Source organism: Pseudomonas sp. GW823-FHT01D03 (assembly GCF_058798255.1).
Map to the genome: position 1 here is coordinate 752,646 of NZ_JBXAKK010000001.1, position 19,801 is coordinate 772,446.

Annotated in this window: 6 protein-coding genes; 4 read left to right on the top strand and 2 right to left on the bottom strand. The window is 59.1% G+C overall.

The window, feature by feature from the left end:
- Nucleotides 1-350 precede the first annotated feature (350 nt).
- Together AC1RBR_RS03295 and AC1RBR_RS03300 are read left to right on the top strand one after the other, a co-directional pair.
- Complete coding sequence (locus AC1RBR_RS03295; RefSeq protein ID WP_492562977.1) at nucleotides 351-7,406, top strand: TcdA/TcdB pore-forming domain-containing protein; 7,056 nt, start codon at nucleotides 351-353, stop codon at nucleotides 7,404-7,406.
- A gap of 111 nt (nucleotides 7,407-7,517) precedes the next feature.
- Nucleotides 7,518-14,474: a TcdA/TcdB pore-forming domain-containing protein gene (locus AC1RBR_RS03300; RefSeq protein ID WP_492567216.1), complete on the top strand. Its 6,957-nt coding sequence runs from the start codon at nucleotides 7,518-7,520 to the stop codon at nucleotides 14,472-14,474.
- Nucleotides 14,475-14,536: 62 nt separating this feature from the next.
- Here AC1RBR_RS03300 and AC1RBR_RS03305 read toward each other — a convergent pair whose 3' ends face one another.
- Nucleotides 14,537-15,133: a MarC family protein gene (locus AC1RBR_RS03305; protein WP_027613585.1), complete on the bottom strand. Its 597-nt coding sequence runs from the start codon at nucleotides 15,131-15,133 to the stop codon at nucleotides 14,537-14,539.
- A 258-nt stretch (nucleotides 15,134-15,391) separates the two neighbouring features.
- Here AC1RBR_RS03305 and AC1RBR_RS03310 point away from each other — a divergent pair, with 258 nt between their 5' ends.
- The gene (locus AC1RBR_RS03310; RefSeq protein ID WP_095138179.1) at nucleotides 15,392-16,180 is read left to right on the top strand and encodes a hypothetical protein; all 789 of its coding nucleotides are present in this window, start codon (nucleotides 15,392-15,394) and stop codon (nucleotides 16,178-16,180) included.
- A gap of 53 nt (nucleotides 16,181-16,233) precedes the next feature.
- Nucleotides 16,234-16,956: a hypothetical protein gene (locus tag AC1RBR_RS03315; protein WP_492562980.1), complete on the top strand. Its 723-nt coding sequence runs from the start codon at nucleotides 16,234-16,236 to the stop codon at nucleotides 16,954-16,956.
- Between the two features lie 30 nt (nucleotides 16,957-16,986).
- On the opposite strand, the gene AC1RBR_RS03320 is transcribed toward AC1RBR_RS03315, so the two are convergent.
- The gene (locus tag AC1RBR_RS03320; RefSeq protein ID WP_456018592.1) at nucleotides 16,987-19,761 is read right to left on the bottom strand and encodes a hybrid sensor histidine kinase/response regulator; all 2,775 of its coding nucleotides are present in this window, start codon (nucleotides 19,759-19,761) and stop codon (nucleotides 16,987-16,989) included.
- Nucleotides 19,762-19,801: the final 40 nt, after the last annotated feature.

Genomic DNA, 19,801 nt, shown 5'->3' on the forward strand with positions numbered 1-19,801 from the left:
GGATCTGACCGCGTCATATTGTTCAACGCGACCTGTACGATCTGCTCCGCTTCTGTGTGAGAGCTTTCTCTTTGCTTACATTCTGTTCGATTTATCTTGAACACTTATAGACAGGCCTGAAATTGCAGTCTTGGTAATTTCGGGCTCTGCTCAGACTTGTTTGATTCATATATTGATTGTGGAAATAGCTTGTTGCCGTTACATGCGTTATCAGTTGCTTTTCAGTTGTTTGTTTTGACATGTATTGAAAGTTTTGAAGTTTGAGCTCCGATTCGCCAGAAGTTAGTTTGGCCGCTATGCAAGTGCCAGCGGGCACTTTCGTTATTGGTCAGGGCCAAGGAGCAACTTTCATGCAGGACCGAAGAACTCAAGACGCCAGCGGGTTTGTCAAATTCATCAAACTGTTCAAACAGGCGGATCTGGAACAGGCCATGTCGGCGCACAGGGGCAGTGAATCCTATCAGTCAGTGTGGCGTTATTACTTTGCCTGTATCGGCTTGCTCGATTCTCCACGACTGATCGAGCCTTTGGCACTGCTCAAGCAGTCGATCGGCCAGTTGATCGGTTCGCCACATATATACTCGCAACCCGATAGCCAGCCTGCACAGTTATCGCGCATCTATAACAGCATCCAGGCTTTCGAGGTCCGGTTGCAAAACAGCCTGGCGTACGCGAAGAGCCCCCCGACTGCCGTACCGAAGAATCTGCACTTTGTCTGGCTCGGTGGAGGACTGGGCGCGATCCAGCGTGACTATCTCAACATCTGGAAACAGGTGCTGAACGGGCAAGGTTACAGCCTCCATCTCTGGTACGACAGCGACGCGTTGTTGGCCTGGCAAACCAACAGGCTGATCGTCGAGGCGGCCAAGGCAGACGCCCTGCAACAGGGTGGCAGCGACAGTGTTTCCAAAGATCAGCTGGGCACGCTGTACGAAGAACGGGCCATCGTCCTTAAACAACAGATGTCCATGCATATCGATGCCGCACTGGAGCGGGGACTTTCAGCTGATGACGCACGCGTCGATCTGTTGGCCCGCGCCTATGGGCAGGACGCCGCGCAACTGGAGGCGCTGATCGAGCAAAACCGCCGCAGTCTGCTGGAGCTCGCAGGAGACGACCTGCAGTTGCGCGACTTGAACGCCCTGGATACTCCGCTGCAATTGCAGGATATCTACGAGCGCGAAATCCGGTTGCGCGGCAATCTGGCCGCTGCTTCCGATGTGGTGCGCGCCGAGGCCCTTTACGAAGAGGGCGGCGGATATGCCGATGTTGATAATCTGCCGCCACTGGTCAAGACCCTGGGAGGCGTTGATATCAGCGGATTTGACCCTCGGTCACGCGTTGGCGTTCTGCAACTGCTGCTCGATCACAATCGGCACTGGATGCCTGCACGCGAGGCTCTGCGCCACCAGTACACTGATTATCTGGCAAGTATTCCCGAACAACACCGCGCCGCGCTTGAGGCGTTTGCCCGACAACGACCGGCGCTGAATGAGGTGTTCCAGGCGCCGGCCGAGCTGCTCGTCCGCCCACAGGACTTGCGGGCAGTTGCTGTGCAGAGCTCGCTGAGCAATTCCTTCCTGATGGCCCATGCCCGATCGCCGATGCTCAAAAGCGTGATCGACCGGTTTCGCTTCAATTATGACTTCATCGCACTGACGGCTCGGCTGGCGGCCAAGCGCGGTGTTGCGCTGAGCAATTTTTACGGCATGTCGACGCTTGCGCGTGAGGTATTCGAGCAAAACTGCGGCTCTATTGACGCGTTGTCCTCGATCGAGCATGCAGCGGCGAACGAACTGATTCTGGCGGTCGCTGGATATTTCGAAGACGGTATCCTCCCGCAGAGCGAATGGACAATTTTTCTGACTGGTCCGGCCGCGATGCGCGCTGGCATGCGCGATTACGAACGGCACAACTTCGTCCCGCGCGAAGATGAAACAGTGCGCGTCGAGACTGCCATCGATCCGCTCTGGATGATCAACGACAAGACCGAGGAGGAGCAGGATCACTCGTGGAAAGACAACGCCAGCGATGATGAACAATGGGTTGTCGACGAACAGCAGCGTTGGCGGCAAGGACAGTTCAGTGTCCGCTACAGCGGTAATGTTGCTGCCCTGCTCAAACAGCAGACTGTGGTGTTCGAAGAGGGTTGGCCGCTCATCGAGGGACGCCCAGTGTTATTGACGGAGGTCTTGCAAGGGATGATCGACCGACTCGGTGCACCGTTTGTGGCGGCGATGAGGCAAGGTCATAACGGTCCGCTGGTTTTTCCCGAAGGGCCGGGTCTGGGGTTCGACGATCGTCAGGCCATCAAGGCCCAACCCGTCACTCTGCAAGCTCCGGCGTCGCTCAGCGATGCGCGGATTCAGGGGCTGGCGCTGGATGAGTTGCTAAGCGGCATTGCCGAGGGTGCGCTGCAGTTCTTCCAGATCAGTCCCTTGCAACGGGTAGTGTTGGGACAGATGCTCGGCATACGCTCACTGGATAACTCAAGCTTCACGCAACTTGCCCCCGAGCTCGACAACCTCGCCAACAGCGTTGCCGAGGTCGGAGCATCGGTGCGTTATGCGGCCATTGAACGCCATCTGTATCAGCATCGGGCGCCGCAGTTCATGGCCGGTCTCGCCAGCCATGTCGACCAGCCGATGGTCTCGTCGGACAGCGCGTTGACGTTGAAACGAGCCGCGCTGTCGCAGGCGCACACGCTGTTTCAATGGGGGCGTCATGTTGCCCATATCCAGACCATCGCCACCCGCGAGCATCGTGAACAGGTGATCCTGCGGCTGGGTCAGGTACTGGGGCAAATCGAGGCCAGTGACGTCAAACTGGTGCCACAGGATCTGTTGCTCCAGGGGGCGGGTGATCCCGGTGGCCGCTGTTACCCGCTGGCGCTGATCATGAGTGCTGCTCTGGAGCACGGCGTGGCGGCGTCGCGACGCTTGCGTGAGCGATTCTTCCTGGCCACTGCCGAGCCGCAGCAGCACGATTCAATGGTGTTTCTGGAGGCACTCGAAGAGTTGCGTGGCGTGCAATTGCACGACATCGGCAAGCCGCTGGGGCGCGTCGATCTGCAGCAGCTCGGCACCACGCTGGAAGCGTTCGCCAGCTCGCGCACGCTGATGCTCAACTCGGACAACCACGCCATGCTGGTGGCGAAAATCTTCAATGGTGGGCACGCCACCTATCATTTCTATGACCCCAATTTCGGCGTGTTCGAGTTCAGCCAGCCTGACCAGTTCCAACTGGCACTGACCGACCTTTTCCAGAAACAGGGCATGGCGAAATACTATGCGGCCTATGGCGACGACGCGCGCCCGACGTTTGATCTGATCGAGCTGCAGGGACAAAAGATAGCGGCGCTGGATCTGTCCGGCGGTTTGCGCGTCGGGCAATTGCTGGAATCCGACAATGTGCTGCCGGAGCATACACCGCGACCGATCCGTCGGCGCCTGAACAGTGCTCGCGGACATTCGCTGGTCAGCAATCCGCACCTGGGGCGCAGCCTGCGCGATCTGGACAGCCAGTGGTGGGGACAGCAGATTGCCCAGGCGACTGACGCTATACAGCACTTGCATGCTGCGGCAAAACCGCTGGTGCCGTTGTTCGAAACCCTGGAGATGACGCCCGCCGGCGAGTACCGGATCAACCTGGTCGATCCCACGCAGGCCGAGCATGTGGTGCAGGTGGTGAGCACCGATCATCGTCTGCTGCGCATCAGAAATTATCTGTCGGAGCAGTTTTCGGCACTGGGCACCCGAGCCTCGCCACAGATGGCAGAGGCGGGTGCCGTACACACGCTCAATACCGGCTTCACCATCCAGGCACTGATGAACGTCTTGCGTGGACGAGAGGGAGAAGACCGCACCTTGACCACCGCCGTGAGGTTGCACGCTTACGTCAATTACGCGCAGTTGGTGCATGGCAATGTCACGGATGTCGCCGGCCTGATCAGTCTGATCAAAACCGCACTCAATGAAGAGAAGATCATCGCCCGCACCTGTGCGCCGGTGGTTGGCGAGGCGCTGGGACATGTGGCCAACGAAGGTGTGGGCGCGGTGCTGGGGCTGGCCAATGTCGGCTTCGACATCTATCAATTGGCGACGGCGGACAGCGAGGTCGAGCGCGCGCAGTTCGGCACCCAGCTGGCCTTCGACTCCGCCAGTCTGGCGTTGACCGCCGGTGGTCTGGGAGCCGCCACGGCGGGTGCGGCAACAGCGGCAGCCGTGCTCGGTGGAGCCGGGGTGATTCTGGGCGGACTGGCCGTGGGTGTGGCGGCCCTGGCCCAGGGGTTCGCCAGGATCGCTGAGCAGGCGCAGGAGGTCGGGCTGTTCTTCGATGATCTGGAGCGGGCCTGTCGGGGTGTCGGTTATCGCTATGACGACGGGCTCGGGGCGTGGGTCGCTCATCCCTCGCTGGTCGTCCAGAGCCTGGACTTCAATCGTGCAATGCTGGTGCTCGACAGTCCGAAGGTGTATCGGCTGCGCGACCATTTCGGGGTGCCGGATTTCAATCCGGATGATCAACAAGCGCTCGATCTGCGGCGTGAACTGGGGCTTCCCGGCTACATCCACTTCGATCCGCCGACTACGCAACTGGTCGTCCTGCCGTGTACGCCGACCACGTACTACGGTTACGAATACAAGGCGCTGCCATTCTCGACGCTGCGTCACGACACGGGCTTCGATACCGCCCGCAAGCTGGAGAAGAAGGATGCGGCTGGCCAATGGCGGTTTCTGTTTTCGTTCTACTCCTTTCCCGTGCACTACATCATCAACCGTCTCGCACCGTCGTATCGGCCCACCGTGATCGAGGTGCGGCTGGATGCCCACGAACGTGCACTGGCGGTGCCAATGACGCCACCGGTCTGGCACGACAAGGTGTCGTACCGCATCGAAGGTGCGGGCGGCGCCTGTTCACTGATCCTCAATCGCGGGGTCAATGTCCAGTTGCAGTCTCCCAGCCTGCAGCAGTGCCGCTGGAATCTGGTAGCTGCCTGGGCCACCGAGAGGGATGTGCGGATCGACGTCGGCGGGGTTCTTTCTGTGGGCGGCGTGAAGGTGACGTTCAGCGGCAGAGGACGGCATGAGGTCATTCTGCAACTGACCGGGCGGCAATCGTTCAAGGTCAACCGCAGTGACGGACGACTGGACATTATCGAGCAGAGCGCGCCAGCCGGGGAGAATGAACAGTCAATCCTCACGCATTACCAGACGCTGGCCCGGGAGCATCGACTGGTGCTGCCTTACACGCCGGTTCATCACTTTCCGATTCCTTTCGAACCCCAGGGACAACCGCGCCACACCACGGCCTGGTACGACGCTGCCGAGGATCGCTTCCTGTACATCCGCAGTGAAGAGGTACTGGCTGCCGATGAAATGCTGCTGGCGGCGGTGGTCGGCGATTCTGCATTCTTCTATGAGGTGCACAACTACGATATCTGGCAGATCGATGCTGTCAGCGGTTTGCTCAAATGCCGCTACCGTCTGCTTGTCATGGAGGGGCAGTGCAGCGTTCGGCGTATTGAGGTCGATGCGCAGGGCGTGATTCATATCGAACAGCAATGGTTGGGGGCCGATCGGCATGCCACGCAATTCAATTACCTGATCCATGAGGGCCAACTGCAGCTGGTTGCGGTTACCCGAGAAGTGGACCGTGAGCTGGGCCACCGAGTGTTCGCCAGTCCGACCTTGACGCATTGGTCGGTGGTGCTTGGTCACTATTTCACGTTACCGCCGGTGCCCGAACGCGCAGGCGTCAGCACCGTCGACTGGCAACCGGCCGCCTACGTGTCGGTCTGCTGGGCGTTCGATCCGGGCAAACGTGACCTGGTCTGGATTCGCAGCCGTGACCTGTTGTGCATTCATCCGTTTGCCTTCGGGCATGACCGCGGCTGGGTCGATTCGATCAAACAGCTTGGTGATCTGCTGCTTCTGCCGGTCAACGATGAGCAGGAGCTGTTTTTCATCTACGACCGGCTGGCGCAAAAACTGTGCAAGGTGCAAAAGAGCGCGCCTGCTGGCAGCGAGCGCTGGCCGGCGCAATGGACGCATCAATGGCTGCAACCCGACGGGCTCAATGATGTGGTGCCGCTGCAGGACGGGTATCTGGCACTGACCGATGACGGTCTGTTCTTCAACCTGACCGCAGAGGGTGAAGTGCACCTGGGTGGCTTGAGTGAGCGCTGGCTCAGGGGGCGCGCACAGTGGTGGCAGGCACTCGAAACGCTGGCGACGACGTACCCGGTCAACAGTTTCGCCATTCTGGGTCTGCGCAGTGCCACCGGTGATCGCAGCCTGTGTGCCTGGTATGTGGATAACCGCTTGCTGCTGTGCGATCCGGGGCACGAACGGGAAATGCGTTTACTCGGGGTCACACCGGACAACCAGGCGGCCTGGCTGTTTGACGTCGCCAGCGGTGAGATCTGGAGTCAGCTGTTCTTCGACAGTCGGCAGCTCGAACCAGCGTTCGGCAGCGGCGCACAGTTAATGGCAAGCGAGCTGCTGCCGGCACCGCAGGCCGAGTGGGACGACTGGCGGTTCAGTGCCGTGCGCAATGACGGTTCCGGTCTGTGCGGGACATCGGTCGACGGCGTGTCACTCAAGCTGCGATATCAGGAAGCTGAAAAGATCATTGGCGTTGATCGTCACTGGGCAAGCGAGCATGCGGAACATATGCCGGAGTCTCTGCAGGCATTGCTGGAAACCGCCGGGCATGAGCCCTACATCGCCGTGGAGTCTGGCGCGGGCAACCTGCAATGGTACGACGTGGCGAATGCACAACTGATCCGGGTAGCGGGCCGGGATCTGCCGCACGATTGCGAATTGCTCGGCACCCGCCATCGGCACGTGTTGTTGCACGAGCGTCGGGCACACCGCGTGCACGTCTATCCCGGTCAGCAGAGCATCGGCCCTTTCGAATACGTGCGGCGCGACGCCGAGGTGTTGGTGGTCGAGGGGCAGAACAAGGTCGAAGACCTGTTGCCACTGATCGCTGATGACGTGAGCTGTCTGGTGTTGCGCCTGGGGCAGGGCGGCGTCACGTACCACCTGTCGAGGGCCTGCTGGTTGCGGCTGGACTCGGTGATTGTCGATTGTCGGCACCCACTGGGCGAGGTTCCGGCGATTCCCGGCAAGCTGGTCTGGGCGCTGGACGCACCGCAAAAACTGCAACTGTCGTTTGTCGACGAGCACTTGCTGATCGTCGACCCGGATCGCCAGCACAGCCTGATCCTGCGGGATGTGTGCTCGGCGGATCCGGCGATGCGCGGCGACGTCTTCCTCGGGTTCGAGGGCGGGCGTTCCTATGCGGTATCGAGCCTGGTGCACAGGCTGCGGGAAATCGTCGAAGCCGAGGACGCCGACGGCAGTGCAACGCTGGCGCAGTTGCTGGGAGCGGTGCCGGCCTGACGAAAGTCTTCGTTGGTTTTTTTTGAAGTTTGTTTTTTCTCTGTGTCGCGACGGCTCATGTCGTCGCGATGGGTTCGTTTGGCCAAAAAAAAGGAAATTGCATTGAGCATTATGGATGAAGTCACGATGGGCAGAGTGTTCGCCGATCTTGTTGCGCGTACAGAATTTGAGTCCGTCAGCGGTAGCCTGGGGGAGGCTCCTTTGCGCTACTACGACGGAGCTACGGCGGCTACCAGTCTTGCAGAACAATTGATAGCGATCAGATTGCTCAAGGACGCGATTGAATCAACACAGCTGGACGCCGCGGATGCTCAGGTCAATAAACTGCGCCTGAAACTGGGCGACTACGACCGCCGCTTGAGTGCGACTGTGAAGATGCTCTCCGCTGGCAAACCGATACCGCGCATCATGCATTTTGTCTGGGTCGGTGGCAGTGAGGTCGGGCCGAATCAGCGCGATTACATGAACATCTGGCGCAAGGTACTGGCGTCGCAGGGATATGCATTCAATCTCTGGTATGACAGTGACGCACTGCTGGCCTTTGAAATGAATCGGGTGATTCTTGACAGTGCCCGTGCGCACACGATGGAGGCATTAAAGGACAAAGAGGTAAAACCAACGGTGCTGTCGAGCATGATTGAGGACCGCGCCCGGGTACTCAAACAGCAGATGTTCGACTACCTGAATCAGCCACGCTGGGCCGGACGCGCAGACGAGGCCCGGATCGACCTGATGGTGCGGGGTTATGGCAAGGATCGTGCGACGCTCGAAGCCTTCCGCCAGAAATGTCTGGATTCGCATCAGGCCATGGTGGGTGAGGACTTGCGCCTGCGCGATGTTCGCCAGGAGTTTGCCAGTCATTTTCTGGCTGACGTCTACCAGCGCGAAGTCGCCATGCGCGGCAACTTTGCTGCTGCCAGTGATGTGGTGCGACTGCAGGCCGAGTTTCTCGAGGGCGGGCGTTACAGCGACATGGATTATTTGCCACCGCTGATCGAGAGGCCGGGCGGCGTGGACATCAGTGGTTTCAGCACAGACGCGAAGATCGGTGTCCTGCAGTTACTGCTCAACCATGACGATGCCTTGATGCCGGGGCGGGATCGGCAACGTTATGTCGACAGAACCGGGCATATTCCCGCCGAACATCTCGAGGCACTGAGCGCATTCGCCCGCAGCAGGCCGGGTGCCAAGCAGATTTTTGCTTCGCCACTGTCGACGTCTTTGCCCCAGGATGCCATCGGGCGTGGCGCGGCCTGGGGCGATCCGTCGGCGAGTGAAATGAATGCCTATGTTCTGGCTCACCCTGGCAGCGGCATGGTCAATGCGAGCATGCACTTGATCCGGACGAACTATGACTGCCTGTATGAGGTTGAGCGCCGCATGGGGCTCGCAGGCGTGACGCCATCAGATGTGGCGGCAGTCCTGGATATTACAGTCAAGGTCGTACTTGAAGCCCAGGCTGACGGGCGCTTGCCAAGTTCGTCTGGCTATTCCCCCGACCGACTCGTAAGGGCCATCGCCGGTTATTACCAGGACGGAATTCGTCTCGACGCCTTGGGCACTATCGACATGACCGGACCAGGTGCGCTTCAAAGCGGTGTAGTCGGCTATGTCGAAAGAGACATGCAGCATGAGCAACTGCCCACGATTCGCAAACACCTGAAGCAGGTCGAGGGCTTCAACGTCTTCACCGAAGAGGAAATGATCTCCGGTTGGGCCGTGAAAGGTACCCCCGAAGACTGGCTGGCAAAAGAACATGAGAAGTGGAATTCGGGCAAGATCAAGTCGCGCTACGCCGGTAATCTGGCCGACTTGCTGAAAGAGCGGACCCTCACGTTCAAACTTGGCTGGCCGGTCATAGAAGGAAAATCAGTGTTGCTGACTTCGGTCCTGCAGCAACTGCTGGATGATCTGGGTGAGCCGTTTGTACGGGCCATGAATGACCGCTTGACCGGTGATGTGACGTTCAACGTCCCCATCCGCCTCGATTTTGATGCTCGACAGCAGGTGCTGAACCAGACAGTCGACAAAGCTCCAACGTCCATGGGGGCCGAGTCACTGGGTAATCTCAACGAGGCCTTGGCGCGCATCGCGGCGGGCAAGTTGCCGCTGGATCAGTTGAGCCCGTTGCATCGGGTGATGTTCGGCGGCCTGTTCGGTGCCGCAACACTGGATCAGGTCGGGTTCGCAGACGCCTGGGCAACCACCGTCGCCTTTGCCGAAGATACGCGCGACCGTGGCCTGGTCGCGCGCTACGAGGTGATCGAACAGACACTGCTCAGTCGCGATCCTGCACCGGTCGAGGCACGAGTCAATGCATCTGAGCGCGAATCGCTCGGGCAGAACTCCAGGGTGCTGAAGGCGCAGGCATTTGCCGAACCGATCAGCGTGCGGCAATGGCGCGAGTACGTGAATCGGGTCGAAGTCGCCGCCGTGAATGAGCGACGGGCGTCGATCCTTGCGCGGGGTGCGGCAGTGCGCGAGGCGTTCTTCGAGGCGGGTGCGCATACAGCCAGACAATTGCCGCAGGATTTGTTGTTGCGCGGTGCGGGGGATCCGGGCCGACGCTGCTATCCACTGGCGCTGGTGATGGCCGCCGCGCTGGAGAAAGGCGCTTCCGCCGAGCGCGCGCTGATCGGCAAACTGGCGATTGCCAATCTCACTCCCGACGCACCGCAAGCCCATGCCCTGCTCAAGGTGCTGGACGAGTTGCGTGGCGTACCCATGGCGCGATTCGGCGAGAAGAGGCCGGCGGCGAACCTGGCCACTGTGATGCCGACGCTGGAAGCGAAAACCGCTGCCGGCAGCCTGTTGCTCAACACAGACAATCATTCGATGCTGGTGAGCAAGGTTGTAGCGCAAGGCGAGACATCCTATCGCTTCTACGATCCCAACTTCGGGCTGTATGCGTTCGCCCGGATCGAGGATCTGCAACAAGGCGTCCAGCGCTTCATGCAGGAGGAAGTGATTGCCAGGCTTTATGGTCTGGAACAGGGGGCTGCCAGCGTTTTCGAGGTCATCGAGCTCGACGGCGCAAGCATTGCCGGTAAATCGTTGCCTTCGGAAATTAGCGTTGAGCATTTGCTCAGCAGTGATCCGCTGGGTGGCGGGCGTGCCGTCGAACCCTGGAGTCAGCATGCCGCCTTGCGCGCGCGTTCCTTGTCAGAGAACGCGCGTCTGGGACAGGCGCTGAGCAGTGTGGACAGCCACAAGTGGGCGCGGACGATCGAAAGCGCGACCCTGCGGTTACAGGACCAGCATCAACTGTCTCGTGACTTCGTTCCGGTGTTCGACTCCCTGAAGAGCACTGCGCAAGGGCGCAGCGAAATCACTATGGTCAGTGCCAGTGATCCGCAGCGCACACGCACAGTGCAGACCGATGACACGCGCCTGCCAGGGATCAAGTCTTACCTGAGCGATACGTTTGAAGCGTTGTCCGGCAGACGCGCGGGGGCGCCAGTGATCGATCCGACGGATGTCGGTGCGGTGCACACGCTCAACGCCGGATTTGCCATTCAAGCCCTGCTGCTCGGCTTGCAGAGCGCAGAGTCCGGGATGGGGTCGACCGCGTTGACGTCGGCCGTACGTATCCACGGTTACCTGGCCTACGCGCAGATGGCTCACGGGCTGGTGGTCGACGCAGTACAACTGCTGAATCTGGTGCGTCATGCCTTTACCGACGGTTTGCGGGTGGCCAAAACCACCTCGTCGATAGTCAGTAATGCGCTGGGCAGCGTCTTGAACGAAGGTGTCGGCACCGTTTTGCAGCTGGCCAGCATCGGCTTCGACATTTATCTGTTGGTCAATGCCCAAAACGATATCCAGCGTGCGGTCTATGCCACGCAGCTGGCCTTCGATTCAGCTGGGCTGGCGCTGGGTGTTGGCGCTTTGGGCGCCGGTGTTGCCGGTGCGGGCACGGCGGCGGCCTTCCTTGGCGGCGCCGGGGTGATTCTGGGCGGGCTGGCGGTGGGCATCGGCGCCCTGGTCGAGGGGTTCAGCGCCAGGGCTGAACGTGGAAGACGGATCGGCCGGTATCTGAATGATGTGCATTCGGCCTATCGACCGCAAAGCCATTCGGTGCAAGGCGATACCTACATTGCCAATCCTTGTGCGGTCTATACCGGGCTTGATTTGCGCAAAGGGCTCATTACCTTCGGCGGCCACAAAATTTTCGCCGCGGAAGATTACTCCTTTCTGCATAAGCCGAGGATCGTCGGGGATCGCAGCAAGGCATTCAGCATTCGAGAGGCCCTCGACCTTCGCGACTCGATTTCCTTCGATACGGCGCCGGGCGTTGAAAGCGTCGTGCTGCCGAGTGTGCCGGAGTGCTTCCTGGGCTTCGTCCATGAAGGTCTGCCTTTTGCGACAACGCTCACAGAAAACATGGAAACGGCTTTGGCACTGGAAAAATACAAGCTGGCAGGCAAGCGGCAATTCTGGTTCAGCTTTTACCAGGCACCGACCGAGTACATCATGGAAAAAATGGTGCCCAACTACGAGGAAACCCGCGTCAGCGTTGCGATTGGCCCTGATCAGCGTTTTCTGCACGTCCCCCCATTGCCGCAGGAGGTGCACGGTTACCTTTGCTATGACATCGATGCCACTGGCGGGCACTGCTCGATCACCTTGACCGAGGGCGTCAAGTCGTTGCGGCTGCAGGTTTCCTCCGATGATCCAATGACGTGGTCATTGCGTGCCCCATGGGTGAGTGCGGCGGCGGTGAAGCTGGAACAGGATACTTTTCAGTTGGGCTCGATGCGGGTGGAGGTGCCCGCCAGGAGTGTCGTGTACCTGCAACTTGCGGAGGGCTTCTACCAGGTTGGCTGGGCAACGGGCGCGCTGCTCTTTGCTGAACTCGACGCGCTCAACGATGCCGACGGCCCGGCCACACGCAAGCATTTGCGCGAACTCTCCCGCGCCCGTCGTCTGGCCGATGGCCCGACGGTCATCCGCAACTATCACGATGCCCTGACTGGTGTTCGTACCACGGCCTGGTACGACCACACCGAAGATGCCATGCACCTGGTGCGCGGACTGGACCCACAGTATGCGGCGCAGATCTGCATCGGCCCGAAGACCGGCGAGGAGATGTTTTATTACTGCCCGGCGCAGGGAATCATCTGGCGTACGGATCTGCTCACCGGGCAGATCAAGCGCACTTACCGGGTGATGAAAATACATTCATCAAAAAATCCCTGCATTGTTTCGATTCAGGCGACGCCAGAGGGTTTGCTGCAGGTGGTCCAGCGCTTTGAAGACATGTGGAAAAGCTTCTACAAGCTGACTTACCTGCTCGGTGAAGACTACATCGCCCTTACTGCGATCTCCGATATGAATTCAGACCATCCGTGGATCATTCGCGAAGGACGCGACAATGTTTCGGATTTCCTCCGACGGCACGACTACCCATACCATGAGGTACTTGATGACCAGAGAGTGGAATTCTCACTGGGCGCAATGATTACGATCGACACCTTCGACGAGAATTTGCGCAAAGCCACCCGAGCCTGGGTGCGCAGTGAAGATGAGCGCGTCATTCGGCCTGTGCTGCGCAATACGGAAGGTACACCTGACTTTCTCGATTGGGTGCTGCTTGATCCGCTTCAATCAAGCGGCGATACAGTGTTGTTTCATCATCTGGGCCATCGCCTTGTTTATCGACAGCAGATCGGCGCAGTGGATCAGATGCCCGAGATGTTTGCGCAAAGTGTCTTGCACCTTGAGGTGCAGCATGTGCACCGCCAGGGCGGACAATACGTCCTCCTCACTGACGAAGGCATGCTGTTCCAGATGAGTGACGACGGCCAGACTCGGCTGGTGGGACTCAATCACGCATGGCTGTCGGCCCGCCAGCAGCGCACTGGGCAAGGGTTCAAGTGGTGGGAAACGGTCGGGACCAACATTCAGAACGGGTCCGCCGATGGCGTGGAAGTCGGGGGTATCAGCGACGCAACGGGCAAGACATCGCTGTATGTCATCTATCTGGATCAGCAATTTCTGATTGCCGACACGGCGGGCAAAGCCATGCGCGTGTTGAGGCTGACGTCAGATAAAAAAGCGGCGTGGATGATGGACTGGGCAACCGGTCGAATCTATCGTCAGCCCTTCATGGCACCTGAAAGCCTGGCGGCGGCCTTCGGTTCGGGGACACGTCTGCTGCAGGCGCACCTGCTGGCCCCGATGCAGCGAGTCATGCCGCGGGACACTTTTGCCTGGGCCGTGCCACATGGAGCCGGCCTGCACGTCCGCCGGCATGACCATGTGCTGTTCGACCTGGCCGATGGCGAGCCACCGCGTATCGTCGGTGTGGAAGTCGAATTCTTCAATGGCCTGGAGTCTCGTCAGGCGCGGGAGCAAAAGCTGGCGCGACTGCTTGCCGGTCAGCGTAGCGGTCCTTACCTCTTTGCGGGCAGGAGCGATAATCTTTGCAGCTGGTATGACGTCGCAGCCGGCCGTCTGCTCAGTGTCTCGGTGTCAGGACGTGAATGGCCACAATATCTGGGCGTGGCAAACGATCAGACCCTGGTGCTGCATAACCCTGTGACGGGCCGACTGTTCAGCAATGTCAGTGAAGACATTACCCCCATCGATACATGGATGACTGTGGAAGCGGTCAGCCGGATTGCAGATACGCTGGTTATCGACGGTATTGGCTCATCGGGCAGAATCGTAGCGATTCCGGATGGCGTCGATACGCTGGTACTCAAGTTTGCGAAATCTGCAGATTACCTTTCACTGGTCCGACAGACTTGGGATCGGCTTGATTGCCTGATTGTCGACGCCGAGGAAGCAGGCATTCATCTGGCGTTGACACTGGAGCCGATGCAGCGGTGGCTGGTCTCGATGTCCGACGGCCACTTGCTGCTGACGGATCCCGATTCGGGAAGCAGCATCATCTTGCGCAATGCCACGAGCCTTGATGCGGCACGGCAACAGCAGGTGACATTCGGGATTGCGTTACCTGACGAAATCTCGGTGACCGTTAGCCTGGAGGAGCTGATGAGTGCCATGGCCACGGAAGCCGTGCTGGAACTCGGCGCGCTGATCGGGCTGTCCATCGACCAGTAAGCCATCGCGAGTTGGCAGATCAGACCGGGCTGCGGAGATTGTCCTCCGCAGCCTTTTTTCGTTCAGGACACCAGGTAGCCCTTGATCCCGGTAAAGATGATTTGCGCCGCCAGTGCGCAAACGAAAAGGCCCATCAGCCGGCTGACGATCTGCAGGCCCTGATCGCCGAGCACCCGTTCGATGTGATTGGACAGATACAGCACCACGCCGACGGTGAAACTGGCCAGGGTGATGCTCATGATCGCGGTCAGTTTGTCGTCCCAGTGCGGCTGACTGACGCCCATCACCAGCAGCGCACCGATGGTGCCTGGGCCGACGGTCAGCGGGATGGTCAGCGGGACGATCGTCACGTCCTGTTGCACGTTATCACTCTGCACCACCGGCTTGCCCTGAGCCATGCCCAATGCCGAGATGAACAGCACGCTGCCGGCACCGATGCGGAATGCGTCCGCAGTGATCCCGAAGACATCGAAAATCACCCTCCCGAACAGGTACAGCAAGACGCTGGAGATCAAAGTGGCGATTGCCACTTTCCAGGCCAGGCGCCGCTGTTCCTTGCGCGAGTAGCCACGGGTCAGGCTGATGAAGCAGGACAACACGAAGAACGGGCTGTAGAGCACCAGCATCTTCAGGTAAACGCTGAATAACACGTGGAGCATGAGGGCGACTCGCATCCGGAGAGTGATGACGGCAAGTCTATCAGTCGGTTAGTTGCTTGTGTGTGCAGAAGATGCTGCGGGAGGCCTTCGGTTTTTTTGTTTTTTATTTTGATAGTTGTTTTGTGTGATGTTGTTAGTTGTGTCGTGTTGGCTGGATAAGATGTTACAGATTTGGGTTTGTAGTGATGGGTTTGTTTGTTTATTGTTTTCTTGCAAGTTCAAGAGGGACTTGCCTGATAAATAATAAGGACTTTTATTGTGCATAGCCAAATCGTTAATGAGCTTTATATCTCTTCCTGTATTAACGCGATTGAAGCCTGTGATGTGGGTGGTAAGCCGGTTATTCGCTCTCGCGGCCTGTTGGCTGTAGGGGACGAAATCGAGGCACCGTCGACAGGTTCTGTTGTCGGCGAAGCCACAATGGGTTTTTCTGGCAAACTTTCGGATCAGAACAAGTCGGATGCCCAAAACGCTCTTCTGTTCGCCACACGTGCAGCGAACAAGCTATACCCCGAAGAGCATCAGGGCCGAGAGTGGTATAAGCGGTTCCGTGAGGTGATGACCCTCGCTGGCTGGACGCCCATCGATCAGTACTACAATGACCTCAATGTCGAAGGCACGAGTGTGCGGATGGACAAGCTGGTACTGGAGATTCTGGGTTCCGTGCTGGCTAATGTTGCACTGCCAGGCCCAACCAGCGTTCTGATGCTGAAGGTAGCGGGTGATGCAATCTCGGCCCTGCAAAAACGGGACACTGCTGCGTTGACCGCTTATGAGCGAAATTTGCTGGACCACGGCGTGGGTGGCATCTCGACCGGAGCGTGTGTCGAACTCGACGGTGAGGCAATCATGGCGCTGGGCACGGTGCGTTTTCTGCGCAAGAACACCTCTACCAAAGTGATGTTCGTGGATGTCGATGTTCGTAATGTAAGTTTGTATCGAGCTCAAACTTTCTTTGCCAAAAATACCGACGTCGCCAACGCAGTGCGTGAGACGATCAAGAAAAAGCTGGTGGGTATCGATCAGATTGAAGATATTGATATCTGATAAATCGAAAAAAGCAGTCGAAGTTCGACTGCTTTTTTTTGGGGGGCGATTATATGAATTGCAAATATTCCGTTTTGATCGTTGCGGGTGCCGTTGTACTGATTCCTTCGGCAGACAAACCGGAACGCTATCAGGATTTAATAAACTCTCTGTTGTTGGCGCAACTGGCGGCCAACAAGAAACTTGAGAAAAATCCGGGTATTGGCTGGTATGACGTCTACATGGAATTTCTGGACAAATATTGGCTGCGACATTTCAGAGCACGGTTGGATCTGTCCGTCGCACAGGGTAACAGCGTGTCTATCGTTGACTGGGTGGTCGCTCCTGAGTTCGAGGATGCTGTGGAGCAATGTGGCGTTGCGAACGCAGTCATGCGTCGACTGGCAGAACTTTCCGCAAGCGAACCGGCAATAGGGCTGCTGCGGGGTTATATGCAGAAAAGCGCCAGCGATGTTTCGACGGATCAGTCAGATGTCGCCATGACTGTCCGGCTGTTGGCGGTCGAGGCGCACTCGCCGATGTCGATGAGCAGCGTCTACATCGAGTTTGAGACTGGACGACTTCTCGCTGACAACCCTTTGGCCGAGCTATTCCAGGCTGAGGATATTCGCGGCAGTGTTTGCAGGCGCTCTGCCAGTGCCAAGTTGTCCGAAGCGCTTTATGGGCCGGTTCGCTCAGCCATCGCCCTGAAAGTCCAGGACAGGCTTGAAGCGAACGTGGCGTTGTTGAGGCTGACTGAAGATGTTTCAGCCGAAGAGAACGGCGCAGCCGATTGAGTCACGCTGGAACTGGCGTGGTACACCTGCTTAAAAGGTCGACGCCGTACGGTTCTGCTGATCGCGCTGGGCTACCCAGTGTTCGATCAGCTCGCGCAGTTGCGACAGCTCCACCGGTTTGGCCATGTGGCCATCCATCCCGGCCTGGCGTGCGCGCTCCTTGTGTTCGGCGAGGATGTGCGCGGTCAGCGCGACGATCGGCGTGCGTATGCGCTGATTGCTGACTTCCCACGCGCGCAGTTGCTGGGTCGCCGAGAAACCGTCGAGGATCGGCATTTCGCAGTCCATCAGCACCAGATCGTAACGCTGGGCCTTCATCGCCTGCAGGGCCTCTTCGCCGTTGCTGGCGGTGTCCGGTTGCAGGTTGAGTTTACCGAGCATGCCGCGAATCACTTTGGTCGAAATCGTGTTGTCCTCAGCGACGAGGATGCGGAAGTCGCTCGGCACCTTGGCTGCCGTGGCCGGTGTGAGCACTTGCGGCTGGAACACCACCTGACCTTTATTGCGCTGGTTCAACTCGTCGGCCAGCGTGGTCTTGAGCGTATAGCCGGCCACCGGTTTGGCGAGGATGCGTTTGATCCCGGAGTTGCGCGCGATGATCTTGCTCGGCGCGTTGCTGATGCCGGTGAGCATGATCAACAGGATGTCGTGGTTCAGGCTCGGGTCTTCCTTGATCTTGGCCGCCAGTTGCATGCCGGTCATGCCGGGCATGTTCTGATCCAGCAGCACCACATCGAAATAGTCGCGCAGGTGCGCCTTGGTGCGCAGCAGCGCCAATGCTTCCTTGCCCGATGGCACGGCGCTGACGTTCAGGCCCCAGGCGCTGCATTGTTGCACCAGCACCTTGCGACAAGTGTCGTTGTCGTCCACCACCAGCACGCGTGCGCCTTGCAGCGGGCCGTCGAGGTCGGAGGTCGGGTGTTCGAGGCGATCCGGGTCCAGCGGCAGGGTCAGCCACAAGGTGCTGCCCTGATTGGCGCCGCTCTTGATCCCGAATTCACCGTTCATCAGGCGAATCAGTTGCCGCGCAATCACCAGCCCGAGGTTGCCACCCAGACGGTTGGCCGAGAGGAAGTGTTTGCTGTGCAGTTCGGCGTGCAGCAGTGCATCGCGTTCTTCCGCCTCCATCGGCTGGCCGCTGTCCTGTACGGCGATGCGCAGCCGTGGTTTGACGCTGCGCTCGTCGAGGGCGACGACGATCAGCACTTCGCCTTCGTCGGTTTTCTTCAAGGCGTTTTCCAGCAGGCTCAGCAGGGTCTGACGCAAGCGGGTCGGGTCGCCGCTGATCACGCGTGGCACTTGCGGCTGGATGAAGCTGATCAGCTCGACGTTCTGCTGTTCGGCCTTGGCGCGGTAGATGCTCAGGCAATCGTCGATCAGCGCGTTGAGGTCGAACTGCACGTCGTCCAGTTCGATCTGCCCGGATTCGAGCTTGGAGATGTCGAGGATCTCGTTGATCAGCGTCAGCAGTTCGTTGCCGGCACTGTGGATGGTTTGCACGTAATCGCGTTGCTTGACTGACAGCGGCGTGCCTAGCAGCAGTTCGGTCATGCCCAGCACGCCGTTCATCGGGGTGCGGATTTCGTGGCTGATCTTGGCGAGGAATTCGGCCTTGGCGTTGATCTCGGCATTGCTCGCGGCGAGGTCGCGGCTGATGCTGAAACGGCTTTCGGTGATGCTGCGCTGGCGTTCACCCAAGGCGATGCTCATCAGCAGGCCGCTGATGCAGATGAAGCCCATCAGGGTCATTATCAGGCCTTGCGGCGACACCAGGGTCAGCCCCAGCAACGCCGGCAGGATGATCAGCGTGCCGATGTTGAACACCACCATCCCGGCCACGAACAGTCGCGCCGGGCGATAACCTTTTTGCCAGTGATAGAAGCCGACCAGCAACATGCTCAGACCGGCCAGCGCCACCAGCGCGTAGGTGATGATGTTCAGCGGCAGAGTGTTGACGAACAACAGCAGCAGGCTGCAGATCACGATGAACAGAATGTCGCCCAGCAACAGTTTGTTCAGCGGGTGCGGGCCGAGCGGGGCGAAGAAGCGCAGGGCGAACATCAGCCCGGCCGGGGCGGTCAGCAGTAACGCCAGATAAGCGCCCGGGGTCTGGATCGCGTGCCAGTTCGGCAACCAGGGCCCTGCGAGGTTGAGCAGCAACAACAGGCTCAGGCCCAGCAGGCCTTCGCAGACCGCCAGCCACAGGCTGCTGCGTGAGCGCGAGTAGGCGTAGCGCACGAGGTTGTGCAGCAGCAGCATGCCGAGGCAGCCGAACAGCAGACCGAAGATCAGCGTCTGGTTCTGGTCGGCGGCACTCATCACCGCCGATTGCAGAGTGATGTGCGGGCGCAGCTGATGGTCGGAAACCATCCGCAGATAAACATCGAGGGACTTGTCGCTCTGCGGCAAGGGCAGCAGAAAATCGCTGCTCGGCAGCGGCCGTTCGACTTGTGGCTGCTGGGTGCCGGAAGTGCGTTGTTCGATCAGCTTGTCGCCGTCGAGCACGTAGAGACTGAGGTTGGACAGGTCGGGGGCAAAGATCCGCAGCACTTGTTCGTGCTTGCCCGGCGCCAGTTTGAAACGCAGCCACAGTGCGCCATCGGGCTCGGCCGCCGTGAGGCGATCAAGTTCGATGGGGCTGAATTGATTGGTGTAGCGAGCCGAGCGGATGTCGCTCAGTTGCAGATTGCCCTGATCGTCAAGTAATACCGACCAGCCACTGCCTTGCGCGGCCTGGGCCGGGAGCATGCAGAGCAAGGTCAGCATCGTGACGGTGAAACTTATGGCAATCCTGAGCCAGCGCACGGCGAAATCCCTTCGTAGGTTGATGCCAGAATATAACGAT